Here is an 18,777-nt window from a genome sequence, read left to right as displayed (position 1 = left end):
CAAGAAGGAAAACAGTCATGCGTGCAATGAGAGCAGAAGGCTTTGGCGGCTACTCCGACCTGAGGCTTGTCGACATTCCCAAACCAGATGTGTCCGAAGGGCGGCTGCTGGTGCGGATGGTTGCCGCCGGCGTCACACCACTCGACCATACTATCCTCAGCGGCCATTTCCCGCTGTCGAAGGCGCCGCTGGTACTTGGCAATGAAGGCGCCGGCATCATCGAAGGCGGCGACCCAGACTTCCCCGATGGCACGCGGGTGGCGTTCCTCGGGCCGTTCGGCGTCTTCGAGGATGGTACCTACAGCGAATATGTCGAGGTGCCCAAGGAATTGCTGCTGCCTGTTCCCGAGACCATCGATGACGTTGCCGCTGCCGGCCTGCCGGTCGCCTATCTCACGGCCTATCTCGCGCTGATGAACGCCGGCTTCGCGACCGGCAAGGTGGTGCTTGCGCCGGCAATCGGCGGTTCGGTCGGCAATGCAGCGACACAGCTGGCGCGAGCGCTCGGCGCCAGACACAGCATCTCGTCCACCACCAGCCATGCCAAGGCCGAAGAGGCAAAGGCGCTTGGCTTTTCCGAGGTTATCGATCTGACGACCGAGGGTCTGGCAGACGGTGTCAACCGCATCACCGATGGCTACGGCGCCGACGTCGTCATCGACGGCATCGGCGGCAAGATACTGAGCGATGCGTTGCCGGCGCTGGCGCGCGGCGGGTCGTTGATCACGCTTGGCTACTCGGCCGGCCGCGAAAGCACGATCAATGTCACCGACCTGATTTGGAAGGTTGCAAGCATCAAGGGCTTTTCGCTGCTGAGCGAGAGTGCCGCTGCCCGCAACGCCGCGTGGTCAGTCATCGCGGACCTGCTGGCATCAGCTCAGGTCAAACCGATCGTCGCCAAGACTTTCCCGCTCGAGGACGCGGCCGAGGCTTTGCGGTATCTCATCGAAGAGCGTCCGCTCGGCCGGGTCATTCTGACGATCTGAGCTGAAGTGCACGGTCTAAAGTCGGCCATCTCGGAGCAATGGGCCGAAACAACCTACAGCCTAGATCTCGAACTCGCCCTGCCCCTCGTCCATGGCGCTGACGGTTTCGGCCGCCAGGGTGCGCGTGATCGGCGTCTTACGCTCGAGCGCGGTGCGGTCCAGCCGCTCGACGATGCGCATCGCGGTCGCCAGCGAGCGCTCGATGCGGCGGACCAGATACTGCACGACATGCGGCTCGACCTCGACCTGACGGTCGGCGAACAGCTTGGTGATGACGCCGGCGAGCAGGAGATCGTCGGGCTCATGGATCTCGACTGTCGCCGCCGCCTTCAGCCGCGAGGCGAGATCGGGCAGCACAACACCCCAGGCCGATGGAAAGCGGCGTGCGGTCAGGAGCAGCGTCGAGCCTGCACCACGCACCGCATTGATCAGATGGAACAGGCCTTGCTCGTCGACCGCCCCGGTATCGACATCGTCGATCAGTGCCGGCCGGGTGCCGAGATTGGCGATGCTGTCACCGATACGCCTGGCGTCGACCGCCACCGCGTTGGCGCGCGCGCGCCAAATGGAGGCCAGATGTGTCTTGCCCGAACCGGCGGGACCGGCCAGCACCACCACCGGCGAAGGCCAGTCCGGCCAGCGGTCGACCAAAGCCACCGCTTGGGCGTTGGTGCCGGAGACAACGAGCTCGTCGCGCGAATAGCCGGTGCCGTGGCCGAGATCCAGCGGCAATTGGCGCGGCGGGTCGGTTTTCTGGTCGCTCATGCGGCTCAGCCGTACGGCCCGGCAAGACACCTGGTCACCGGCCGGATCATGGCTTGATGGCCTTGCGCCGATCGGTCGGGAGCTCCGGCGCAGTGCTGCCGTGACCCTTGTAGAGCGGCGATTCGAGATAACGAGCTATGGCAAACCGCACCAGCACGGCAACTGCCGCCGAAGCTGGCACTGCAATCAGCAGGCCGACGAAGCCGAACAGCGCGCCGAAGGCAAACAGCGAGAACATCAGCCATACCGGGTGCAGGCCGACGCTCTTGCCGACCAGCCGTGGCTGCAGGATGTTGCCTTCGATGAACTGGCCGATGAAGAACACGACGGCGACGGCCACGATCATCGTCCAGTCCGGCCAGAACTGGACGAAGGCGACGCCGACGGCCAGCACCAGTCCGGTGAGCGAGCCGACATAGGGGATGAAGGAGATCAGCCCGGCGAACAGACCGATGAGGATGCCGAAATTCAGCCCGGTCAGCGTCAGCCCGGTCGCATATATCGCGCCCAGCACCAGGCACAGCGTGCCCTGGCCGCGCACGAAGCCGGCCGTTGCGGTGTTGATGTCCTTGGCGATGGCGCGCACCGTCGCGACATTGTCGCGCGGCACCCAGCTGTCGATGACCGCCACCATGCGGTCCCAATCGAGCAGCATGTAGAAGGCAACCACTGGCGTCACCACGAACAGGCTGACCACCGAGACCAGCGCCACGCCCGAACTCCAAATCGAAGTGAAGACCGTGGTGATCAGGCCGAACCCGGAGGTCAGCAGCGAATTCAGCCCGTCGCGCAAGCCATTGGCGTTGACGCCGAATTTCTGTTCCAGCCATTTCGGATCAAACGACGTGATCAGGCTTTGCAGCCGGGTCAGGTATTCCGGCAATTTGCCGGCGAAATCAGCCATCTGCGTCGCCAGCACCGGAATGAGGATGACGAAGGCCAGCACCAGTACGATGAGGAAGGTGATGAGGATGACCACCGTCGCCATGACGCGTGACAGGCCGAGCCGCTCCAGCCGGTCGGCGACCGGATCGAGGAAATAGGCAAGCACCATGCCGGCAACGAAGGGTAACAGGATGGCACTGAAGACATAGAGGAAAAGCGCGAGCACGGCCGCGCCGGCCAGCCAGAAGAAAATCTGCCGGCGGAAAGCGGAGGACGCGGCAAGATCGGCAGCCGCAGCCTCGATCACCGCCGCTTCTCTCTCAGATGTCCGGATTGGAGCCTTCGCCATAGCCGCTCATATGCCTCAGCCAAGCCACGAGATAGGCCGCGGCCGAAGCCACGGTCAAGACCCCGGACAGCAATATGAGGGCTGGCCGCAGCGGGTCGAGGTGAACAGCAAGGGCAAGTTCGCCCAGCACAACCGCCGCCAGCACGATCTGGATGGCGGTGTTGGCCTTCGACACGAAAAGCGGCTTCATCTCGACCGGATGGGCCATGACGGACGACAACACAACCGCGCAAACGATCAGCGCGTCGCGCGACACCATGGTGACGACCAGCCACAGCGGCAATTGCCCGATGAAGCCCATGACGACGAAGACCGAAACCAGCAGCAGCTTGTCGGCCATCGGGTCGAGATAGGCGCCGAGCTCGGACTGCTGGTTGAAACGGCGAGCGATGAAGCCGTCGACGCCATCGGAAATGCCGGCAATGAGGAACCCGGCAAAGGCCCAGTCCCAGCGCGCCTGCAGCATCGCCAGCACCACCGCTGGCACCAGAACAAGGCGCAGGATGGTGATCAGATTGGGGATGGTCAAATGCGTGCCTGTCGGGTTTGCTGGCTGATAGATGATGGAGACGGAGGGTGGGTGCAAGGGAGAAGCGCCACACATAGCAAAGGTAGCTGGACAGCGAGGCACCGCGACCTAGGCTCACATTGAGATATTCTCTGGTTAGGCTGCAGACGCCTCGAGGATGGAAATGGGTCCTCGGGTCTGAATCACTCGATCAAGGCGTAGCCCAGCGGCGTCGAACAAGCTTGCATATTGGACCTGCGTCCTCTCCAGGCCGCCAGTGACGGCGAGCATGACCACGTCGATACCCTTGATCTGGTTCGGTTCGTCACCTGGCGGCACGAGGGTCTCGGCCACAAGCACCTTTCCGTTCGGCAACATTGCCTTGCGGCAATTTCGCAGGATCTCCGCGGCACGCCCATCGTCCCAATCGTGAACGACCTTCTTGATGACGTAGACGTCACCGGTGGGAACGCTTTCAAAGAAATCACCTGCGATAAATTCGGTGCGCGGCAGGTCGCCTCCGGTACCCTGGCGTGCTGCCGCGACGCCCGAAGGCAGATCGAAAAGCACGCCGCTCAAATGGGGGTTGCGGGCCAGGATCGCCGAGAGAAGCTGACCATGTCCGCCGCCAACGTCGACGATCCTTGTGAACGGCCTGAAGTCACAAGCTTCGGCAACGGCCTCGTTACTGCCTTGGCTCAAGGCGACCATGGCACGCTGAAACAAGGCAGCCTGCTCCGGGTGTTCCGACAGCCAGTCAAACCTTGGGCTCCCGAACACCTTATCGAAGGCTGGCTTTCCGGTGCGGACAGAATGCAGGAGCTGCTCGAAGGCAAGATAGGCCTCACTGTTGATCATGCGGACGAAGTCACGGGGACCCGGCTGATCGGAGCGCAGCACGGCACCAACCTCCGTCAATTCGAAATGACGGGGCAGTACTTCCCTAAAGACGCCTTCCGGCGCGAGAAGTCGCATTACACGATAAAGCGCGTCAGCATCCGACTGAGTGGCAGCCGCTAGTTCATCCACTGACTGCTCGCTGACAGCCAGGAGATCGGGGATGCCGAGTTCGATAATTACGCGCAACGCCTGTGACACGGCGAATCCAAAGCCTAGCCTCATGATCTGTTGCGACGGATTGAGCATGGCCTGTCCCCGGACGCCTGATGCGAAGCAACAGAGCACCAACAACAGCCAGACACAAGGATGCAAAAGGGGTGAAGGCGCAGACGGAGGTACGGGGTTTTGCCCCCGATAAAAAGCAAGGACGGGGGGATTTCACACAAGGGGCGCTACCGCCGCCGAAAAACCCGCTCTCCACGCTTTTTATCGGGGGCAAAACTTCGGCATCCCACCGTCATCCTTGCGGGGCGAAGCCGTTCATGCGAAGAGCCCGCAAATGAGCAGGAAAATTGCGATGAGCAAGCGCGACACAAGCCAGCCCAGAACGGGCCAGCCCAAAACGGGCAAGCGCAAGAACGGGCTCACCTATGCCGAAGCCGGCGTCGATATCGATGCCGGCAATCTGATGGTCGAGAAGATCAAGCCGCTGGTGCGCGCCACACGCAGGCCGGGCGCCGATGGCGAGATCGGCGGCTTTGGTGGCCTGTTCGACCTCAAGGCGGCCGGCTTCACCGATCCGGTGCTGGTGGCTGCCAATGACGGCGTCGGCACCAAGCTGAAGATCGCCATCGATGCCGGCAAGCACGACACGATCGGCATCGATCTCGTCGCCATGTGCGTCAACGACATCGTCGTGCAAGGTGCGGAACCGCTGTTCTTCCTCGACTATTTCGCCACCGGCAAGCTCGATCCCGACCAGGGTGCCGCGATCGTCGGCGGCATTGCCAAGGGCTGCCAGCAGGCCGGCTGCGCGCTGATCGGCGGCGAGACGGCGGAAATGCCCGGCATGTATCACGGCAACGACTACGACCTCGCCGGCTTTGCGGTGGGCGCGGCCGAACGCGGGCAACTTCTGCCTACCGACGACATCGTCGAGGGCGACGTGCTGCTTGGGCTCGCCTCCTCGGGCCTGCATTCGAACGGATTTTCGCTGGTGCGCCGCATCGTCGCCGTCAGCGGCCTCGCCTGGAGCGATCCGGCGCCGTTCAACGACGAGGCGACGTTGGCCGAGGCGCTGCTCGAGCCGACCCGCATCTATGTCAAGTCGATCCTCAAGGCTATACGCGGCACGCATGGCATCAAGGCGCTGGCCCACATCACCGGCGGCGGCTTTCCTGAAAACATTCCGCGCGTGCTGCCCAAGGATTTTTCGGCCGAGCTCGACCTCGAGGCGATCGACGTCCCAGCGGTGTTCTCGTGGCTGGCGAAGACCGGTGGTGTGGCGCCGGAAGAGATGATGCGCACCTTCAATTGCGGCATCGGCATGATTTTGGTGGTCGCTTCCGGCCAGGCGGCGCAGGTAGCCGCCGTGCTGCAGGAAGCCGGCGAGACGGTGACGCCGATCGGCCGCATCGTGCCGCGCCGCAACGCCGGCGTCATCTACCGGGGCTCGATCGGCCTATGAGCGCGCAGAGGAAACGCACCGTTGTCCTGATTTCGGGACGCGGCTCCAACATGACCGCACTGATCGCGGCGGCCAGCGACCCGGCCTTCCCGGCCGAGATCGTCGGCGTCATTTCCGACAAGGCCGACGCTGCCGGCCTCGGTGTGGCCAAGGCGCGCGGCATCGCCACACAGGTCATCTCCCGCGCCGACCATGGCAGCAAGCAGGCGCATGACGCGGCGATCGACGCAGCGCTTACGGCATTCCAAGCCGAGATCGTGGCGCTCGCCGGCTATATGCGCATCCTCACGCCCGGCTTCGTCCAGAAATGGCAGGGCCGCATGATCAACATCCACCCTGCCCTGCTGCCGGCGTTCAAAGGGCTCGACACCCATGCACGCGCGCTGGCCGCCGGCATGCGCATCCATGGCTGCACGGTGCATTTCGTCACGTCCGAGATGGACGATGGCCCGATCATCGCGCAGGCGGCCGTGCCGGTGATGGTCGGCGACAATGCGGATGCGCTGGCTGCCCGTGTGCTGAAGGCCGAGCACCGGCTCTATCCGCTGGCGCTGGGGCTGGTCGCCGAAGGCAAGGCGCGCATGGAGGCCGGCCGCACCGTGCTTGCCCACTTTGCCGACGATGCCGACAACGGCACCTCGGTGGTGATGGCACCCGACCCGCTGCGCGAGGAAGCCGACCTCGAGCATTTGGCGCGCATCACGCCTTGAGAGATTGGGTCAATGGACCTCTTCGATAGGGCGGTCCGGACCAAAGGCGACCTTGCCGGGGTCTTCGAATATGACGAGGCTGGAGACCAGCAAAACGCCACAGCATATTTTTACCTCTGCGAAATGCAGAGCAAAACGGTCGGGCCAATCATCGGCACAATACACATTCGATCTGGAGCCTGGCCAATCACCGAAGCGGACATCACTGTTAAATGGGACAAGGGTGAACGGCGTGTCGGCCTATTCATCTACGGCCAGTCGGCAGCGGCTTTCGATATCGAAGCCGGCACAAAGCACGGCGGTGGATATGGCAGAGATTTTCATGCCGATATTCCCTGGTCGGGATCAAATTGATGAAACAGCTTCTCTTGCTTCGCCACGCCAAATCGAGTTGGGACGACCCTGACCTCGATGATTTCGACCGGCCGCTCGCCGGGCGCGGGTTGAAGGCCGCCAAGTTGATGGGGCGCGAGCTTGCGACGCGCGACTGGCTGCCGGATCTGGTCCTGGTGTCGCCGGCGCTGCGAACCCGCGATACCTGGCGACTGGTGGCGGCGGAGTTGCCTGCGCATCCCCGGGTCGCGTTCGCAGAGGCGCTCTATGATGCTTCGGCAACGGATATTCTGAATCAGATCCATCAGGCCGACGCTTCGAGCGGCAGCTTGCTGGTGGTCGGCCACAATCCGGGTCTGGAAGATCTGGCCAAACAGCTTGCCGGATCAGGCTCGGAGGCCAAGGCGCGCAAGAGGATCGAGGAAAAATTCCCGACCGCAGCCCTTGCACGCTTCGTCTTCGAGGGCGACTGGTCCGGCCTGTCCTCGGCCCGGCTGACGCATTGTCTGGGGCCGAGGGATCTAGGTTAGGGGTGCAGGACAGGTGTGACAGGCAACCTGCCGTGCACCCTGCTCGAGACATCAGTTGCCCCAGATGCCCTGACCGGATTCGGGCAAGTCGGTGGTGGCTTTCGTCTTGGGATCGGCAACCTTGTACCCAGCCATATCCGTGTTGCTGACCGCGCCAGTGATGGCATGATCGACGCTGGCAACCGGGGCAACCGTCTGGTCGGCATTGTTGGAGCCATAGTGGTCGCTGCCGGCGAAAGCGCTGCCCGTGGCAACGAGGATGGCGGCGGCGGCGAGAGTAATCCTGTTCATTTTCAAGTCTCCTGGTTCTTCCGTTAGGCGGCGTCTTGGGAGGACGGTTCCGCTAAGGACAAGACCCCAGTCAGTTAGGCTTTATTCCTGGACACTGAATTTTTTTGCCGACTGCGAAGATCGGCTCGCCCAGTGTACGCGGCAGCTGGTGGCTATCCTTGTGCACAAAAAACAAGAGCGGCGGGCCAAGCCCACCGCTCTTTGTAATCAAGACCTGCGTCGTAGATTAGCGGCCCCAGATGCCCTGGCCAGACGGAGCCGGCACGTTGGCATTGGCGTCAGCCTGCGCCTTTTCGGACTTGAAGATCGAGCCAGTGTGCGTGGTGTCGATGTTGGAGACCGAATGGCCGGCAACCGGCTGGTTGACATTGCTGGAGCCATAGTTGTCGCTGCCGGCAAAGGCGGTGCCCGTGGCAACGAGGATGGCGGCGGCGGTGAGTGCGATCTTGGTCATTTCAAATACTCCTGATTGAGGATTGATGGTTCTGGTTTGGGATGGTTCGGACAGACGCCGGCTTACCGGCCCCAGATGCCCTGGCCGGATTCCGGCTGGTCCGAATCGGGCGTCAGCTTGAAGCCGTGGTACTCGACCGGCTTGCGGATCGAAGCCGTGAAGCTGTGGTCGATTTTACCAGCGGGCACGGCCACGGCCGGCTGGTTGACATTGTCGGAACCATAGTGGTCGCTGCCGGCAAAAGCAGTGCCCGTAGCAACGAGGATGGCGGCGGCGGTAAGAGCGATCTTGGTCATTTTCTTTACTCCAGTAGTTCTTCGTTCAGTCCGTCTAGTGGCGTGCCCTTGGGAGGAATTTCGCGTCGCTCGGACCACACCGAAATGGGTTTTTCGTTCGCCGACTTCCAATCACGAAGATGTTCCATCGCGCTCCGAATCCAGACCTTGAAACGGGGCCAGCAGCTGAAGCGGTCAAAATTTTCTTTATCAATATCAGACGGTTATCAGATGCACTCGGCAAACTGTACGGTCGTTCGCTGAACCCGCGTTCACCATCTCATCACGGTCCGTCAAGATAAATTGAACCGACTGGTTCGATTGATAGTCGGCGCTTGCGTCCGCTGGAATGACAACCCGGCTCTGTTTTTGCGGATTCCAACCTGTCGCAGATGGAGGCGGCGGTTGACGGTGTCCGTCGGTCCGAGCATTTGCCTTGCCGATCGATCGATATTATCGCTTGTGCACGATCATCAATCGGGCGTGACCTCGCTGTGCCGGTCGAACAACAGATGGAATTCCGGGTGACCTGCTTCCCAGGACAGCGATAGAAATGCGGCTGCTGCTCGTCGAAGACAATCGCGAACTGGCCGACTGGCTGGGCAAGACCCTGCGTCAGGCGAACTATGTCGTCGACGTCGTCCATGACGGCGAGGATGTCGAGCACGCGCTGGCCGCCGGCGGCCACGCGCTTGTCATCCTCGACCTGGCATTGCCTCGCATGGGCGGCCTGGAAGTGCTGCGCATGCTGCGGGCGCGCGGCAACCGGGTGCCGGTGATCGTGCTGACCGCCAATGCCAGTCTCGACGGCCGGGTCAAAGGCCTCAATGAAGGCGCCGACGACTATCTGGCCAAGCCCTTCCAGATCGAGGAACTGGAGGCGCGCATCCGCGTGCAGCTGCGCCGTGCCAATGACCGCACCGCGCCTGTCGTTGCTTGCGGCGATCTCGTCTTCGACACCAACACGCGGCTGTTTTCGCTGGCCGGTGAAACGCTGGCGCTGACACCGCGCGAGCATGCGGTGCTCGAACAACTGATGGTCAAGGCCGGACGCACGGTGAGCAAGGCGGCACTGTCGGCGGCGATATACGATTTCGAGACCGATGCCGACCCCAGCGCCATCGAGATCTATGTGCACCGCGTGCGCAAGAAGCTTGAAGGGTCGCGCGTCCAGATCGCCACTTTGCGTGGCCTCGGCTATCTCTTGCGTCATGAGGAATAGCAGCCTCCGTTTGCAGTTGCTGGCCTGGGTGGTGTTGCCGCTCGCCGGGCTCGCCACCATCAATCTGTGGACCAGCCATCGAAGTGCACTGGCGACCGCCGATCTGGTCACGGACCGGATGCTGCTCGGTTCGGCACGCGCTATCGCCGAACAGGTCGCCATAGTGGACGGCGTGCTCGATGCCACGGTGCCGCCGGCGGCGATCGAGATGTTCGATACCGGCGATCGCGACAGCGTCTACTATCGTGTCGAGACGGCAGGCGGGCGGCTGCTGACCGGCTACCCCGACCTGCCCGAGGATCCGAGCCATCCCGGCATGGAAGCGGTCTATCGCGACCACGCGCTGCGGCTGCTGACATTCAGTCATGCGGTGGTCGGCGCTGGGGCTGATTCGCCTATATCCGTCACCGTCGGTGTCACGCTGGCCGGACACGATGCGATGGTGCGGGATTTGTGGTTCAACGCCTTTGCCCAGCAACTGGCGCTGGTCGCCATTGCCGGCATCTTCGTGCTGCTCGGCCTGCGTCGCGGCCTGGCGCCGCTGATCAGGCTGCGCGACGCCGTGCGGTCGCCAAGCCGCAGCGACCTCGATCCCGTGGAAGTTCCAGGCGCGCAAAGCGAGATCCGGCCGCTGATCGATGCGCTGAACGCCTATATGGAGCGGGTGCGGGCGCAGATGGCGGCGCAGCGCCGCTTCATCGCCAATGCGGCACATCAGTTGCGCACACCGTTGGCGTTGCTGTCGACACAGGCGAGCTACGCGCTTCGCGAAAGCGCTACCGAGGCGCGCCAGGAAGCCCTGGTGGCGCTGCAGGCAAGCTCCGGCAAGCTGGCACGGCTGGCCGAACAGCTCCTGACCCTGTCGCGGGCCGAGCCGGGTAGCCGGCGGCCACGCGCCGACCGCGTCGACCTGACCGAAGCCGCCCGCCACGTGCTGGAAACGCAGGCGCCGACGGCGATAGGGCGTAACATCGATCTCGGCCTCGAGGAGGCTGGACCCGTGCCGGTCATTGGCGACGGCACCATGCTGCGCGAGATGATCGTCAACCTTGTCGACAACGCGCTACGCTACTCCTTGGCCGGCGGCAGCGTCACGGTGAAGCTGGCAGCCGTCGATGGCGAGGCCGTGTTGACGGTCGCCGATGACGGGCCTGGCATTCCGGCGGACGAGCGAGACCACGTGTTCGAACGCTTCTACCGCATTGCCGGTTCGACCGAGGAAGGCAGCGGGCTTGGCCTGGCCATCGTGCGCGAGGTCGTCGAAAATGCCGGCGGCCGCGTCACCCTTGGGGATGGCGCGACCGGCGGTCTGGTGGTTGAGGTCAGGCTGCCTTTGGCCTAAAGCGCGTCGCGTTTGAGCGGATTCACGCAACGCGCTTTAGGTTTAGGTCTTTGTCTCTATGCATGTCGTTCTCGCAAAACCGGGGCCACTTTTGCGCGACATGCATTAATCGCAGCGTGCTAGGATCAGAAGTGGATCACGTCCCCTGCTCGTTGAACGGCGCCGGCCGCCATTTGACGACATAGTTCTCGAAGCGGGTGATGATGAACTCCACCACCAGCGCCATAACCGCCAGGATGATCATTGCGGCGAAGACGCCATTGGCATTGAAGGCGCCCTGCGCGGTCGAGATCAGCAGGCCCATGCCTTGCTTGGCGCCGAGGAATTCGCCGACGACCGCGCCGACCAGGGCAAAGCCGAAGCTGACATGCAGGCTGGCCAGGATCCAGCTCATCGCCGAAGGGATGATGACGGTGCGGGTGATCTGGAACGGCGAGGCGCCAAGGATCTGGGCGTTGGCGATCATCGCCCTGTCGGCCTCGCGCACGCCCTGGAAGGCGTTGGCGAAGACGACGAAAAACACCATCACCACGGCCAGCGCCACCTTGGAGGCCATGCCGAGGCCAAGCGCGATGATGAACACCGAGCCGAGCACAACGCGCGGCACCGAATTGGCGATCTTGATGTAGATCGAAAAGACATCGGCGAGCAGCCGGTTGCGGCCGAGGATGATGCCGGCGGCAATACCGCCCACGGCGCCAATGACGAAGCCAAGAAAGGTTTCCTCCAGCGTGACGTAGATCTGCACCCAGAGCGGACCTTGCGACGTGCCCTCGGTGATCCACACCCAGATCTGCTGCCAGATGCCGGACGGGCTGGCGAAGAAGAACGGATCGATGATGTTGTAGTCGGCGCCGAGTTCCCAAAGGCCGAGAGAGACGACAAGGATGAGCAGTCGCAGACCGATGACCAGCGCATGGCGGCGGCGCAGCCGTGCCCTCGCCCGGCCTTCGGCAACGGCTATGGAGGCATCGCGGACGGCGGCCTGGGAGGTTGTGGGAGAGATTGCGGTCATGGCGGCGTCTCCTCTCAATGGCCGGTCTGCAAGGTGCGGCTCTGGCCGAGCTGCACTTCCTCGCGCAGATCGTTCCAGATCACCTTGGCGATCTCGACGAATTTCGGATCGTAGCGGATGTCGGCCATGACGCGCGGGCGCGGCAGGTCGATGCGGTAGACGCTCTTGACCGTTCCCGGCCCCGCCGTCAGCACATAGACCTTGTCGGCCAGCGCCACCGCCTCCTCGAGGTCGTGGGTGACGAAGACGACAGAGGATTTCTGTTCCGACCACAGACCCAGCAGCTCGTCCTGCATGGCGGTGCGCGTCTGCATGTCGAGCGCGCTGAACGGCTCGTCCATCAGCAGGATCTTGGGCTGGTTGATGAAGGTCTGGGCGAGCGCGACGCGCTTGCGCATGCCGCCCGAAAGCTGGTGCGGATAGTGCTTTTCGAAGCGGCCGAGGCCGACACGGGCGATCCAGTCGCGCGCCCGCTCATAGGCCTGCGCCTTGGGCGTGCCGCGATAGAGCGGGCCGGCGGCGACATTGTCGATAACGCTGCGCCACGGAAACAGCGCATCGGCCTGGAAGACGAAACCGATGTCGCGGCTGATGTCGGTGACCGGGTTGCCCATGACACGGACATCGCCGGTCGTTGGCCGCAGCAGGCCGGTGACGAGATTGAGCGTCGTCGACTTGCCGCAGCCGGTCGGCCCGACGACGCAGGCGAATTCGCCGCGCGCCACCGTCATGGTGAAATCGCGGATCGCCGTCATCATGTGGCCGTCCGGCGTGACGAAGCGCAATGTCACGTCGTCGATGGCGATCGCCGCATCGGCTGGCAGTGCGGCCTGAGACAGCTTCTCGGCCGCCATGGATTGCAGTTGCATGGCACACTCCTGATGCGTTGAGGCAAGGGAGCCCGCAACATTGCCACGGGTCTCTCAAGTGTTCGGGAACGGCTGCGCTGCTGCCGATTTGAGTCAAGCAAACGGCGCAAGCCCTTGTTCTCTAGCGGGCGATACGGGACCCGTCAGCGTGCTGTTATTTGGCGGCGTCGACGAATTCCGTCGTGTAGGTCTTCGACAGGTCGATCTGCTTGCCCTGCAGGCTCTTGGAAAATGTCGAGAGAACCTTGAGCACGGTCGGCGGGCCATCGGCCGGCATGCGGCCGTCGGGCGTGAACATCGCCTTGCCGCCGGCCAGCCCCTGCACGTAGAGGTCCCTGTTGCCGGCGTAATAGTCTTTCGGCATCTTGTCGGCGATCTCTTCGGCCGAATGGCTGGCGATGAACTTCATCGTCATCACGAAGGCATTGGCAAGTTTTTGTGCGTCTTCCTTGTGGCTTTCGAGCCAGCTCGACTGGACGTAGAAGGAGGCCGCCGGATAAGGGCCACCCAGCGCTTCCTTGGTCTTTTCAGGGGTACGCATGTCGACCAGGACGCTGGCCTCGCCGGTCTTCAGCAACTTGGCAATGGTCGGTTCGGTGGTCATGCCGGCCTGGATCTGGTCCTGCTTGATGGCGGCGATGAAGGTGTTGCCGGCGCCGACCGGCAGCAGTGTGTAGTCGCCGGGTTTCAGGCCGTTGCGCACGGCAAGGTACTGGGTCAGGAAATCGGTCGAGGAGCCGAGGCCAGTGACGCCAAGCGTGGCGCCCTTGAAGTCGGCCGGCGACTTGATCTCGGGGTGCTTGGCGGAGACCAGCTCGACCTCGCCCGGCGCCTGGCTGAACTGGACGATCGACTGGATGTACTTGCCCTTCGACTGCAGGTCGACGGTATGGTCGTAAAAGCCGACGACGCCCTGCACGGCGCCTGCCAGCAATTCATTTTCGGCCTCGACACCGGCGCGCGAATTGACCAGTTCGACATCGAGCCCCTGGTCCTTGAAGTAGCCGAGCTGCTGGGTGAGCACGGCCGGCAGATAAATCTGCTTTTCCATGCCGCCGACGATGATGGTGATCTTGTCCGCCGCCGATGCCGCGGTCGCGCCCGTGGCGACGACGGCAAGGGTTAGCGCGCGCAAGGCGCACTTCGAGATGAAACCGGTCACGAAACTTCCTCCACTTGGGCGACGCACCCGTGAAGCTGCGCCGCATTCTCCTCCTCGCCGGCCGCTCAAGGACCGGTCATGCGGTGACACCGCGACCCTGTCATGGCACGCCCAAGCTTTCAGCTGGCTTTCAGCCGCCGGACGAAAGGGATTAGCCGCAATGCCGTGCCGGGGCGCTCAATCCCAACACGTCGCGCATGTCATATTCGCCAGGTTGGCGCCCCGCCACCCAGAGTGCGGCGGCGATGGCGCCACGGGCGAACATGATGCGGTCGCCGGCCGAATGCGACAAGGTCACTATCTCACCCTCGGCACAGAAGCTGACGCTGTGCTCGCCGACGATGCTGCCACCACGCATCACCGCAAAGCCGATCTCGCCGGCCGGCCGCGCACCGGTGACGCCGTCGCGAACGCGCCTTGCGACCGTACCCAGCTCGATGCCGCGTCCGCTGGCCGCGGCTTGTCCCAGCATCAATGCAGTGCTAGACGGCGCATCGATCTTGTGGCGATGATGCGCCTCGACGATCTCGACATCCCAGTCTCCGGGATCTAGCGCTCGCGCCGCCTGCTCGACCAATCCGACCAGCATGTTGAGCCCAAGCGAAAAGCTGCCGGAGCGGACGATGGCGATGGTTTTCGCGGCATCGGCGATGGTCGCCAACTCGGCGGCATCGAAGCCTGTCGATCCAATGACCAGGGCTGGTCCGCCACGGTCGGCGCAAAACCTTGCCAGATCAGCCGAGGCGGCCGGCGTGGTGAAGTCGATCACCACATCGGCCATGGCAAGCGCCGCGTCGCGGCTCACCAGACCTTCGCCGGAAATGCCCGGCCGATGGAAGCGGGCGGCGAGCGCCAGTCGCGCATCGGCCTGCACGGCGTCCGCCATCTGGCGGCCCATGCGGCCCAGCGCACCCGCGATGGCGATCCTGACCGGTGGTTGGGGCATGGCGCTATCCCGCGGCTATTTCCACATGCCGCGCATGCGCGCGCCAATGTCGAGGCGCACCTCCGGCCGAGGTGCCCTGCCCTGTCCCGCTTGCGCGGTCGGCCACGAGACCTGCTGGAAGGCAGCAAGGATCGAAGCCGGGATGAAGCGGGTGCGCGAGGCATAGAGGTGACGGTCGCCGCGCGCCGCCTGGCCTTGCGGAAAGAAGCGCTGCGGCATGACCAAGTTGAGATTGTCCTTGGCCCTAGTCATCGCCACGTAGAGCAGCCGGCGCTCCTCCTCGATGTCCTCCTTGGTGCCGACACCCAGATCGGCCGGAATGCAGCCGTCGACCGTGTTGAGCACGAAGACATTCTTCCATTCCTGGCCCTTCGCCGAATGGATGGTCGACAGGATCAGATAATCCTCGTCACGGTGCGGCGGTCCGGCCTGGTCGCTGGTGGCGTCCGGCGGGTCGAGCGTCAGCTCGGTCAGGAAGCGTTCGCGCGAGGCATAGCCCGAGCCGATCTGCTCGAGCTGCAAAAGGTCGGCCCGGCGCGTGATCGCGTCCTCGTGGATGCGCTCCAGGTGCGGCTCGTACCAGAGCCTGACCTGTTCGAGGTCGGCCGGCCATTTGGCGGCCGCCCGCAGACCGGAATAGAGCGCGACGAAGCCCGGCCAGTCATCGGCCGCGCGTTGCGGCGGGCGCCAGCCGGCAAGGCCCATGGCCTCATCCAGCGCAGTGGTCATCGTCTCGACGATCTGTGTGGCGGCCGAGGGGCCAATGCCCGGCATGAGCTGCAGCACGCGGAAACCGGCGACGCGGTCGCGCGGATTTTCGGCAAAGCGCAGCACCGCCAGCACATCCTTGACGTGGGCGGCATCGAGGAACTTCAGGCCACCAAACTTGACGAAAGGAATGTTGCGCCGGGTCAGCTCGATCTCCAGCGGACCGCTGTGGTGCGAGGCGCGAAACAGCACCGCCTGGGATTTCAGCGCCGTGCCGGCCTCGCGTTCGGCCAGAATGGTATCGCAGACGAAATTGGCCTGCTCGACCTCATCGCGCACGCTCACCAGTCTTGGCTTGTCGGTTGATTTGCGCTCCGACCACAGGTTTTTGGTGAAGCGCTCCGAGGCCTCGCCGATCACCGCATTGGCGGCGGCCAGAATGGTCTCGGTCGAGCGGTAATTGCGCTCCAGCATCACCACGTCGGCGGCCTGCGCGAACTGTTTTGGGAAGTCGAGGATATTGCGCACCTCGGCGGCACGGAACGAATAGATCGACTGCGCATCGTCACCAACCACGGTCAGCCCGGCGCCGTCGGGTTTCAACGCCATGAGGATCGAGGCCTGCAGCCGATTGGTGTCCTGGTATTCGTCGACCAGGACATGGTCGAAACGCCCACCGAGATGGGCCGCTATTTCGGGCTCGGCCGCCATCTGCGCCCAGTAAAGCAGCAGGTCGTCGTAATCGAGGACGTTCTGCGCCTGCTTGGCCTCGACGTAACCGGCGAACAACTGCTTCAGCTGCTCCGCCCAGCCGGCGCACCAGGGAAAGGCAGACCCCAGCACTTCGCCCAGCGGCGCCTGCGCGTTGACGGCACGCGAATAGATGGCAAGGCAGGTGCCCTTGGTGGGAAAGCGCGCCTCTGTCTTCGAGAACCCCAGCTCATGCCGGACCAGATTCATCAGGTCGGCGGAATCCTCGCGGTCGTGGATGGTGAAGGCCGGGTCAAGGCCGATCTCCAACGCATAGTCGCGCAGCAGCCGGGCACCGATGCCGTGAAAGGTGCCGGCCCAGGTCAGCGCATCGGTGATCACCGCGGCGTCGCGGCCGAGCACTTCGCCGGCGATGCGCTCGACGCGCCTGGCCATTTCGGACGCGGCGCGGCGCGAAAAAGTCATCAGCAGGATGCGGCGCGGATCGGCCCCCTTGACGATCAGATGGGCGACGCGGTGCGCCAGCGTGTTGGTCTTGCCCGAACCGGCGCCAGCAATAACCAGCAGCGGCCCGGCGATCTTGCCGTCGCCATGCTCGACGGCGACACGCTGGGCGTCGTTCAGCCGGGCGAGATAGGCAGGCTGGACGGTCGCTTCCATAAAGGTCGAATCAGAGGTGGCGAGGTTCATCGCCCATCAAGCATCGTTTCTGCTTTGTTCGCAACGTCGATGCGAGGGATGTATTGGCGCGTGTGAAGGATCACCCTAGCGCTGCGGGTCGATCCCCATCGCCACTGACTGCCGGCGCAAGGCTTCACGATCATATCGCGACGGCGGCACCAGCAGCGGGTCGACAGTGTCGGGCACGTCTTCGACCATCTTCCTGGTGATACGATAGGTGACATAGGCCAAAGCGCTGGCGACAAGCAGACGGAACATGGTTGCAATACTCCATTGGAGCAGGACCAACCGAGGAAACGGCATTTGGTTCCCCCTGTCGACCGGCTTGACCGCGCGGTAAAGATCGAGGGCAGGCGACAGCTTCCGCTGATGCGCCCATTTCTCCGGTATTTCGGTGACGCGTTCATCGAGACGCTGGAGTGGAACTTCGCATTGCGAAGTTCGTGCCCGCCTCGCGCCGCCTCTGGCGCTCAGATCGTCAGCAAAGAGAACTTTTGGAGAAGAAGGCCGGCGCCGCTTGGGAGGAGGAATGAAGCGCCGGCCAAGCGGATAAAAGGTCCGCCGCACACCAGAGGTTAGCTGAGTCTTTCCCCGGCGTCATCGGGCGATTGTCTTCGTTAAAAGCGTACCGATCCACACGAACTGCTGGTCGCCGGCCCGTCACGCGCGTGTCTTGACCATCATCCCGGCAATCTCCTTGAGGAGTTTTGCCGCCACGATGGCGGTCAGATTGGCGATGTCGCGAGGCGGGTTTAATTCAACGATATCAGCGGCCACGATCGGCTGGTTGACCGACTGAATCAGGTTGATAACCTGACGAGTGGTCAGACCGCCGGGCTCGCGGTGCGAGACACCTGGCGCAAAGGCCGGATCGAGCCCGTCGAGGTCCATCGAAATATAGACCGGCGTCTTGAGATCGAGCTGCAGATCATCGCCAAACCGCGCCGCCTCGATCACCTCGACACCGAACCGCTTGAACTGGTCGCGATGATGATCGTTGACGGTCCGCAGGCCGACCTGGATGAGGCGGTCGGCAAGCCGCTCTTCCATGATGCGGGCGAAGGGCGAGGTGTGGGAGCGCGGATTGCCCTGATAGGCATCGTACATATCGGGGTGCGCATCGATGTGCAAAATGGTCAGGCTGGGGTGTCGGCGGCGCACCGCGCGCAGTATCGGCCAGGAAATGGCATGGTCGCCGCCGAGGCAAATCAGCGGATCGCCCGGCTCCAGCACTCGCCCAACCTCGCTTTCGATCAGGTCCCAAGGATCGGTGGCGACGTCGAAGCGGATGTCGCCATGATCGACAAGCCTGTCGGTCAGATCGAAACCGGTTTCGCTCCACATGCTGTAAGCATCGGAGAACAATTCGGGGCGGATATGGGCAGGCGCTTGCGCCGGGCCTTTGAAGAAAGACGAGTTGTCGTCGTGGGGAATTCCCAGCAGCGAAATCCTGGTCATCAGCATCCGATCTCCGTCGACGGGAGTTCAATAGAAACTGGGGGAGTTCA

General features: G+C 63.4%; 21 protein-coding genes. 7 read left to right on the top strand and 14 right to left on the bottom strand.

The genetic code is table 11. The features are described 5' to 3' along the window. The first annotated feature begins 17 nt into the window (after positions 1–17). Positions 18–986, top strand: a complete 969-nt coding sequence (locus B5V02_RS39565) for a quinone oxidoreductase family protein (RefSeq protein ID WP_245446396.1) — start codon at positions 18–20, stop codon at positions 984–986. A gap of 60 nt (positions 987–1,046) precedes the next feature. On the opposite strand, the gene hdaA is transcribed toward B5V02_RS39565, so the two are convergent. The 4 genes from hdaA to B5V02_RS39545 form a co-directional block, all read right to left on the bottom strand. Beyond that, positions 1,047–1,751 carry a DnaA regulatory inactivator HdaA gene (hdaA, locus tag B5V02_RS39560; protein ID WP_111549308.1) on the bottom strand — a complete coding sequence of 235 codons (705 nt, stop codon included), beginning with the start codon at positions 1,749–1,751 and terminating at the stop codon, positions 1,047–1,049. 46 nt (positions 1,752–1,797) lie between these two features. Beyond that, on the bottom strand, positions 1,798–2,985 hold the full coding sequence (locus tag B5V02_RS39555; RefSeq protein ID WP_111549307.1) for an AI-2E family transporter: 1,188 nt from the start codon (positions 2,983–2,985) through the stop codon (positions 1,798–1,800). Continuing rightward, on the bottom strand, positions 2,957–3,514 hold the full coding sequence (locus tag B5V02_RS39550) for a CDP-alcohol phosphatidyltransferase family protein (protein ID WP_111549306.1): 558 nt from the start codon (positions 3,512–3,514) through the stop codon (positions 2,957–2,959). Before B5V02_RS39550 ends, B5V02_RS39555 begins: the two co-directional genes overlap by 29 nt. A gap of 135 nt (positions 3,515–3,649) precedes the next feature. Next, complete coding sequence (locus tag B5V02_RS39545; RefSeq protein WP_111549305.1) at positions 3,650–4,639, bottom strand: methyltransferase; 990 nt, start codon at positions 4,637–4,639, stop codon at positions 3,650–3,652. Between the two features lie 271 nt (positions 4,640–4,910). On the opposite strand from B5V02_RS39545, the gene purM reads away from it, so the two are divergent. The 4 genes from purM to B5V02_RS39525 are packed head-to-tail and all read left to right on the top strand — an operon-like array spanning position 4,911 to position 7,593. After that, positions 4,911–6,020, top strand: a complete 1,110-nt coding sequence (purM, locus tag B5V02_RS39540; RefSeq protein WP_111549304.1) for a phosphoribosylformylglycinamidine cyclo-ligase — start codon at positions 4,911–4,913, stop codon at positions 6,018–6,020. After that, entirely contained in the window at positions 6,017–6,730 is a 714-nt protein-coding gene (gene purN / locus B5V02_RS39535) for a phosphoribosylglycinamide formyltransferase (RefSeq protein WP_111549303.1), read from the top strand. The genes purM and purN overlap by 4 nt, the downstream gene beginning before the upstream one ends. A gap of 12 nt (positions 6,731–6,742) precedes the next feature. Then, positions 6,743–7,084 (top strand): hypothetical protein, encoded by a 342-nt coding sequence (locus B5V02_RS39530; protein WP_111549302.1) that lies wholly within the window; start codon positions 6,743–6,745, stop codon positions 7,082–7,084. Further along, complete coding sequence (locus tag B5V02_RS39525) at positions 7,084–7,593, top strand: SixA phosphatase family protein (protein ID WP_111549301.1); 510 nt, start codon at positions 7,084–7,086, stop codon at positions 7,591–7,593. Before B5V02_RS39530 ends, B5V02_RS39525 begins: the two co-directional genes overlap by 1 nt. 51 nt (positions 7,594–7,644) lie before the next feature. Here the strand turns inward: B5V02_RS39525 and B5V02_RS39520 are convergent, their stop codons facing one another. From B5V02_RS39520 to B5V02_RS39510, 3 genes are all read right to left on the bottom strand, one after another. Next, entirely contained in the window at positions 7,645–7,884 is a 240-nt protein-coding gene (locus B5V02_RS39520) for a DUF680 domain-containing protein (RefSeq protein WP_111549300.1), read from the bottom strand. 226 nt (positions 7,885–8,110) lie between these two features. Next, the gene (locus B5V02_RS39515; RefSeq protein ID WP_111549299.1) at positions 8,111–8,338 is read right to left on the bottom strand and encodes a DUF680 domain-containing protein; all 228 of its coding nucleotides are present in this window, start codon (positions 8,336–8,338) and stop codon (positions 8,111–8,113) included. Between the two features lie 62 nt (positions 8,339–8,400). Continuing rightward, positions 8,401–8,634: a DUF680 domain-containing protein gene (locus tag B5V02_RS39510; protein WP_111549298.1), complete on the bottom strand. Its 234-nt coding sequence runs from the start codon at positions 8,632–8,634 to the stop codon at positions 8,401–8,403. A gap of 532 nt (positions 8,635–9,166) precedes the next feature. Between B5V02_RS39510 and B5V02_RS39505 the strand changes: the two genes are divergently transcribed. Together B5V02_RS39505 and B5V02_RS39500 are read left to right on the top strand one after the other, a co-directional pair. Next, positions 9,167–9,835 (top strand): response regulator, encoded by a 669-nt coding sequence (locus B5V02_RS39505; RefSeq protein WP_111549297.1) that lies wholly within the window; start codon positions 9,167–9,169, stop codon positions 9,833–9,835. Then, positions 9,825–11,177 carry a sensor histidine kinase gene (locus tag B5V02_RS39500; RefSeq protein WP_111549296.1) on the top strand — a complete coding sequence of 451 codons (1,353 nt, stop codon included), beginning with the start codon at positions 9,825–9,827 and terminating at the stop codon, positions 11,175–11,177. The genes B5V02_RS39505 and B5V02_RS39500 overlap by 11 nt, the downstream gene beginning before the upstream one ends. Positions 11,178–11,313: 136 nt before the next feature. On the opposite strand, the gene B5V02_RS39495 is transcribed toward B5V02_RS39500, so the two are convergent. From B5V02_RS39495 to B5V02_RS39465, 7 genes are all read right to left on the bottom strand, one after another. After that, the gene (locus B5V02_RS39495; RefSeq protein WP_111549295.1) at positions 11,314–12,192 is read right to left on the bottom strand and encodes an ABC transporter permease; all 879 of its coding nucleotides are present in this window, start codon (positions 12,190–12,192) and stop codon (positions 11,314–11,316) included. 14 nt (positions 12,193–12,206) lie between these two features. Then, a complete protein-coding gene (locus tag B5V02_RS39490; protein WP_111549294.1) occupies positions 12,207–13,061 on the bottom strand; it encodes an ABC transporter ATP-binding protein in 855 nt (284 codons plus the stop codon). A 154-nt stretch (positions 13,062–13,215) separates the two neighbouring features. Next, on the bottom strand, positions 13,216–14,223 hold the full coding sequence (locus B5V02_RS39485; protein ID WP_111549293.1) for an ABC transporter substrate-binding protein: 1,008 nt from the start codon (positions 14,221–14,223) through the stop codon (positions 13,216–13,218). Between the two features lie 151 nt (positions 14,224–14,374). Further along, positions 14,375–15,169: a 4-hydroxy-tetrahydrodipicolinate reductase gene (gene dapB, locus B5V02_RS39480; protein WP_111549292.1), complete on the bottom strand. Its 795-nt coding sequence runs from the start codon at positions 15,167–15,169 to the stop codon at positions 14,375–14,377. Between the two features lie 15 nt (positions 15,170–15,184). After that, entirely contained in the window at positions 15,185–17,278 is a 2,094-nt protein-coding gene (locus B5V02_RS39475; protein ID WP_111549291.1) for an ATP-dependent helicase, read from the bottom strand. Positions 17,279–17,353: 75 nt separating this feature from the next. After that, positions 17,354–17,527 carry a hypothetical protein gene (locus B5V02_RS39470; RefSeq protein WP_111549290.1) on the bottom strand — a complete coding sequence of 58 codons (174 nt, stop codon included), beginning with the start codon at positions 17,525–17,527 and terminating at the stop codon, positions 17,354–17,356. A gap of 402 nt (positions 17,528–17,929) precedes the next feature. Next, positions 17,930–18,727, bottom strand: a complete 798-nt coding sequence (locus tag B5V02_RS39465; RefSeq protein ID WP_111549402.1) for an agmatinase family protein — start codon at positions 18,725–18,727, stop codon at positions 17,930–17,932. Positions 18,728–18,777 lie beyond the last annotated feature (50 nt).

The organism is Mesorhizobium kowhaii, assembly GCF_003253745.1.
Classification (GTDB): Bacteria; Pseudomonadota; Alphaproteobacteria; order Rhizobiales; family Rhizobiaceae; genus Mesorhizobium; species Mesorhizobium kowhaii.
Note: the sequence above shows the minus strand (reverse complement) of the source record. Positions and strands in the feature narration are given on the sequence as shown.

Excerpts from the sequence above, each read along its gene's own strand:
- B5V02_RS39500 (WP_111549296.1), top strand. The coding sequence starts at position 9,825 with ATGAGGAATAGCAGCCTCCGTTTGCAGTTGCTGGCCTGGGTGGTGTTG.
- purN (WP_111549303.1), top strand. The coding sequence starts at position 6,017 with ATGAGCGCGCAGAGGAAACGCACCGTTGTCCTGATTTCGGGACGCGGC.
- B5V02_RS39470 (WP_111549290.1), bottom strand. The coding sequence starts at position 17,527 with ATGTTCCGTCTGCTTGTCGCCAGCGCTTTGGCCTATGTCACCTATCGT.
- dapB (WP_111549292.1), bottom strand. The coding sequence starts at position 15,169 with ATGCCCCAACCACCGGTCAGGATCGCCATCGCGGGTGCGCTGGGCCGC.
- hdaA (WP_111549308.1), bottom strand. The coding sequence starts at position 1,751 with ATGAGCGACCAGAAAACCGACCCGCCGCGCCAATTGCCGCTGGATCTC.
- B5V02_RS39510 (WP_111549298.1), bottom strand. The coding sequence starts at position 8,634 with ATGACCAAGATCGCTCTTACCGCCGCCGCCATCCTCGTTGCTACGGGC.
- B5V02_RS39515 (WP_111549299.1), bottom strand. The coding sequence starts at position 8,338 with ATGACCAAGATCGCACTCACCGCCGCCGCCATCCTCGTTGCCACGGGC.
- B5V02_RS39525 (WP_111549301.1), top strand. The coding sequence starts at position 7,084 with ATGAAACAGCTTCTCTTGCTTCGCCACGCCAAATCGAGTTGGGACGAC.
- B5V02_RS39530 (WP_111549302.1), top strand. The coding sequence starts at position 6,743 with ATGGACCTCTTCGATAGGGCGGTCCGGACCAAAGGCGACCTTGCCGGG.
- B5V02_RS39475 (WP_111549291.1), bottom strand. The coding sequence starts at position 17,278 with ATGAACCTCGCCACCTCTGATTCGACCTTTATGGAAGCGACCGTCCAG.
- B5V02_RS39490 (WP_111549294.1), bottom strand. The coding sequence starts at position 13,061 with ATGCAACTGCAATCCATGGCGGCCGAGAAGCTGTCTCAGGCCGCACTG.
- B5V02_RS39505 (WP_111549297.1), top strand. The coding sequence starts at position 9,167 with ATGCGGCTGCTGCTCGTCGAAGACAATCGCGAACTGGCCGACTGGCTG.
- B5V02_RS39565 (WP_245446396.1), top strand. The coding sequence starts at position 18 with ATGCGTGCAATGAGAGCAGAAGGCTTTGGCGGCTACTCCGACCTGAGG.
- B5V02_RS39495 (WP_111549295.1), bottom strand. The coding sequence starts at position 12,192 with ATGACCGCAATCTCTCCCACAACCTCCCAGGCCGCCGTCCGCGATGCC.
- B5V02_RS39465 (WP_111549402.1), bottom strand. The coding sequence starts at position 18,727 with ATGACCAGGATTTCGCTGCTGGGAATTCCCCACGACGACAACTCGTCT.
- purM (WP_111549304.1), top strand. The coding sequence starts at position 4,911 with ATGAGCAAGCGCGACACAAGCCAGCCCAGAACGGGCCAGCCCAAAACG.
- B5V02_RS39545 (WP_111549305.1), bottom strand. The coding sequence starts at position 4,639 with ATGCTCAATCCGTCGCAACAGATCATGAGGCTAGGCTTTGGATTCGCC.
- B5V02_RS39520 (WP_111549300.1), bottom strand. The coding sequence starts at position 7,884 with ATGAACAGGATTACTCTCGCCGCCGCCGCCATCCTCGTTGCCACGGGC.
- B5V02_RS39555 (WP_111549307.1), bottom strand. The coding sequence starts at position 2,985 with ATGGCGAAGGCTCCAATCCGGACATCTGAGAGAGAAGCGGCGGTGATC.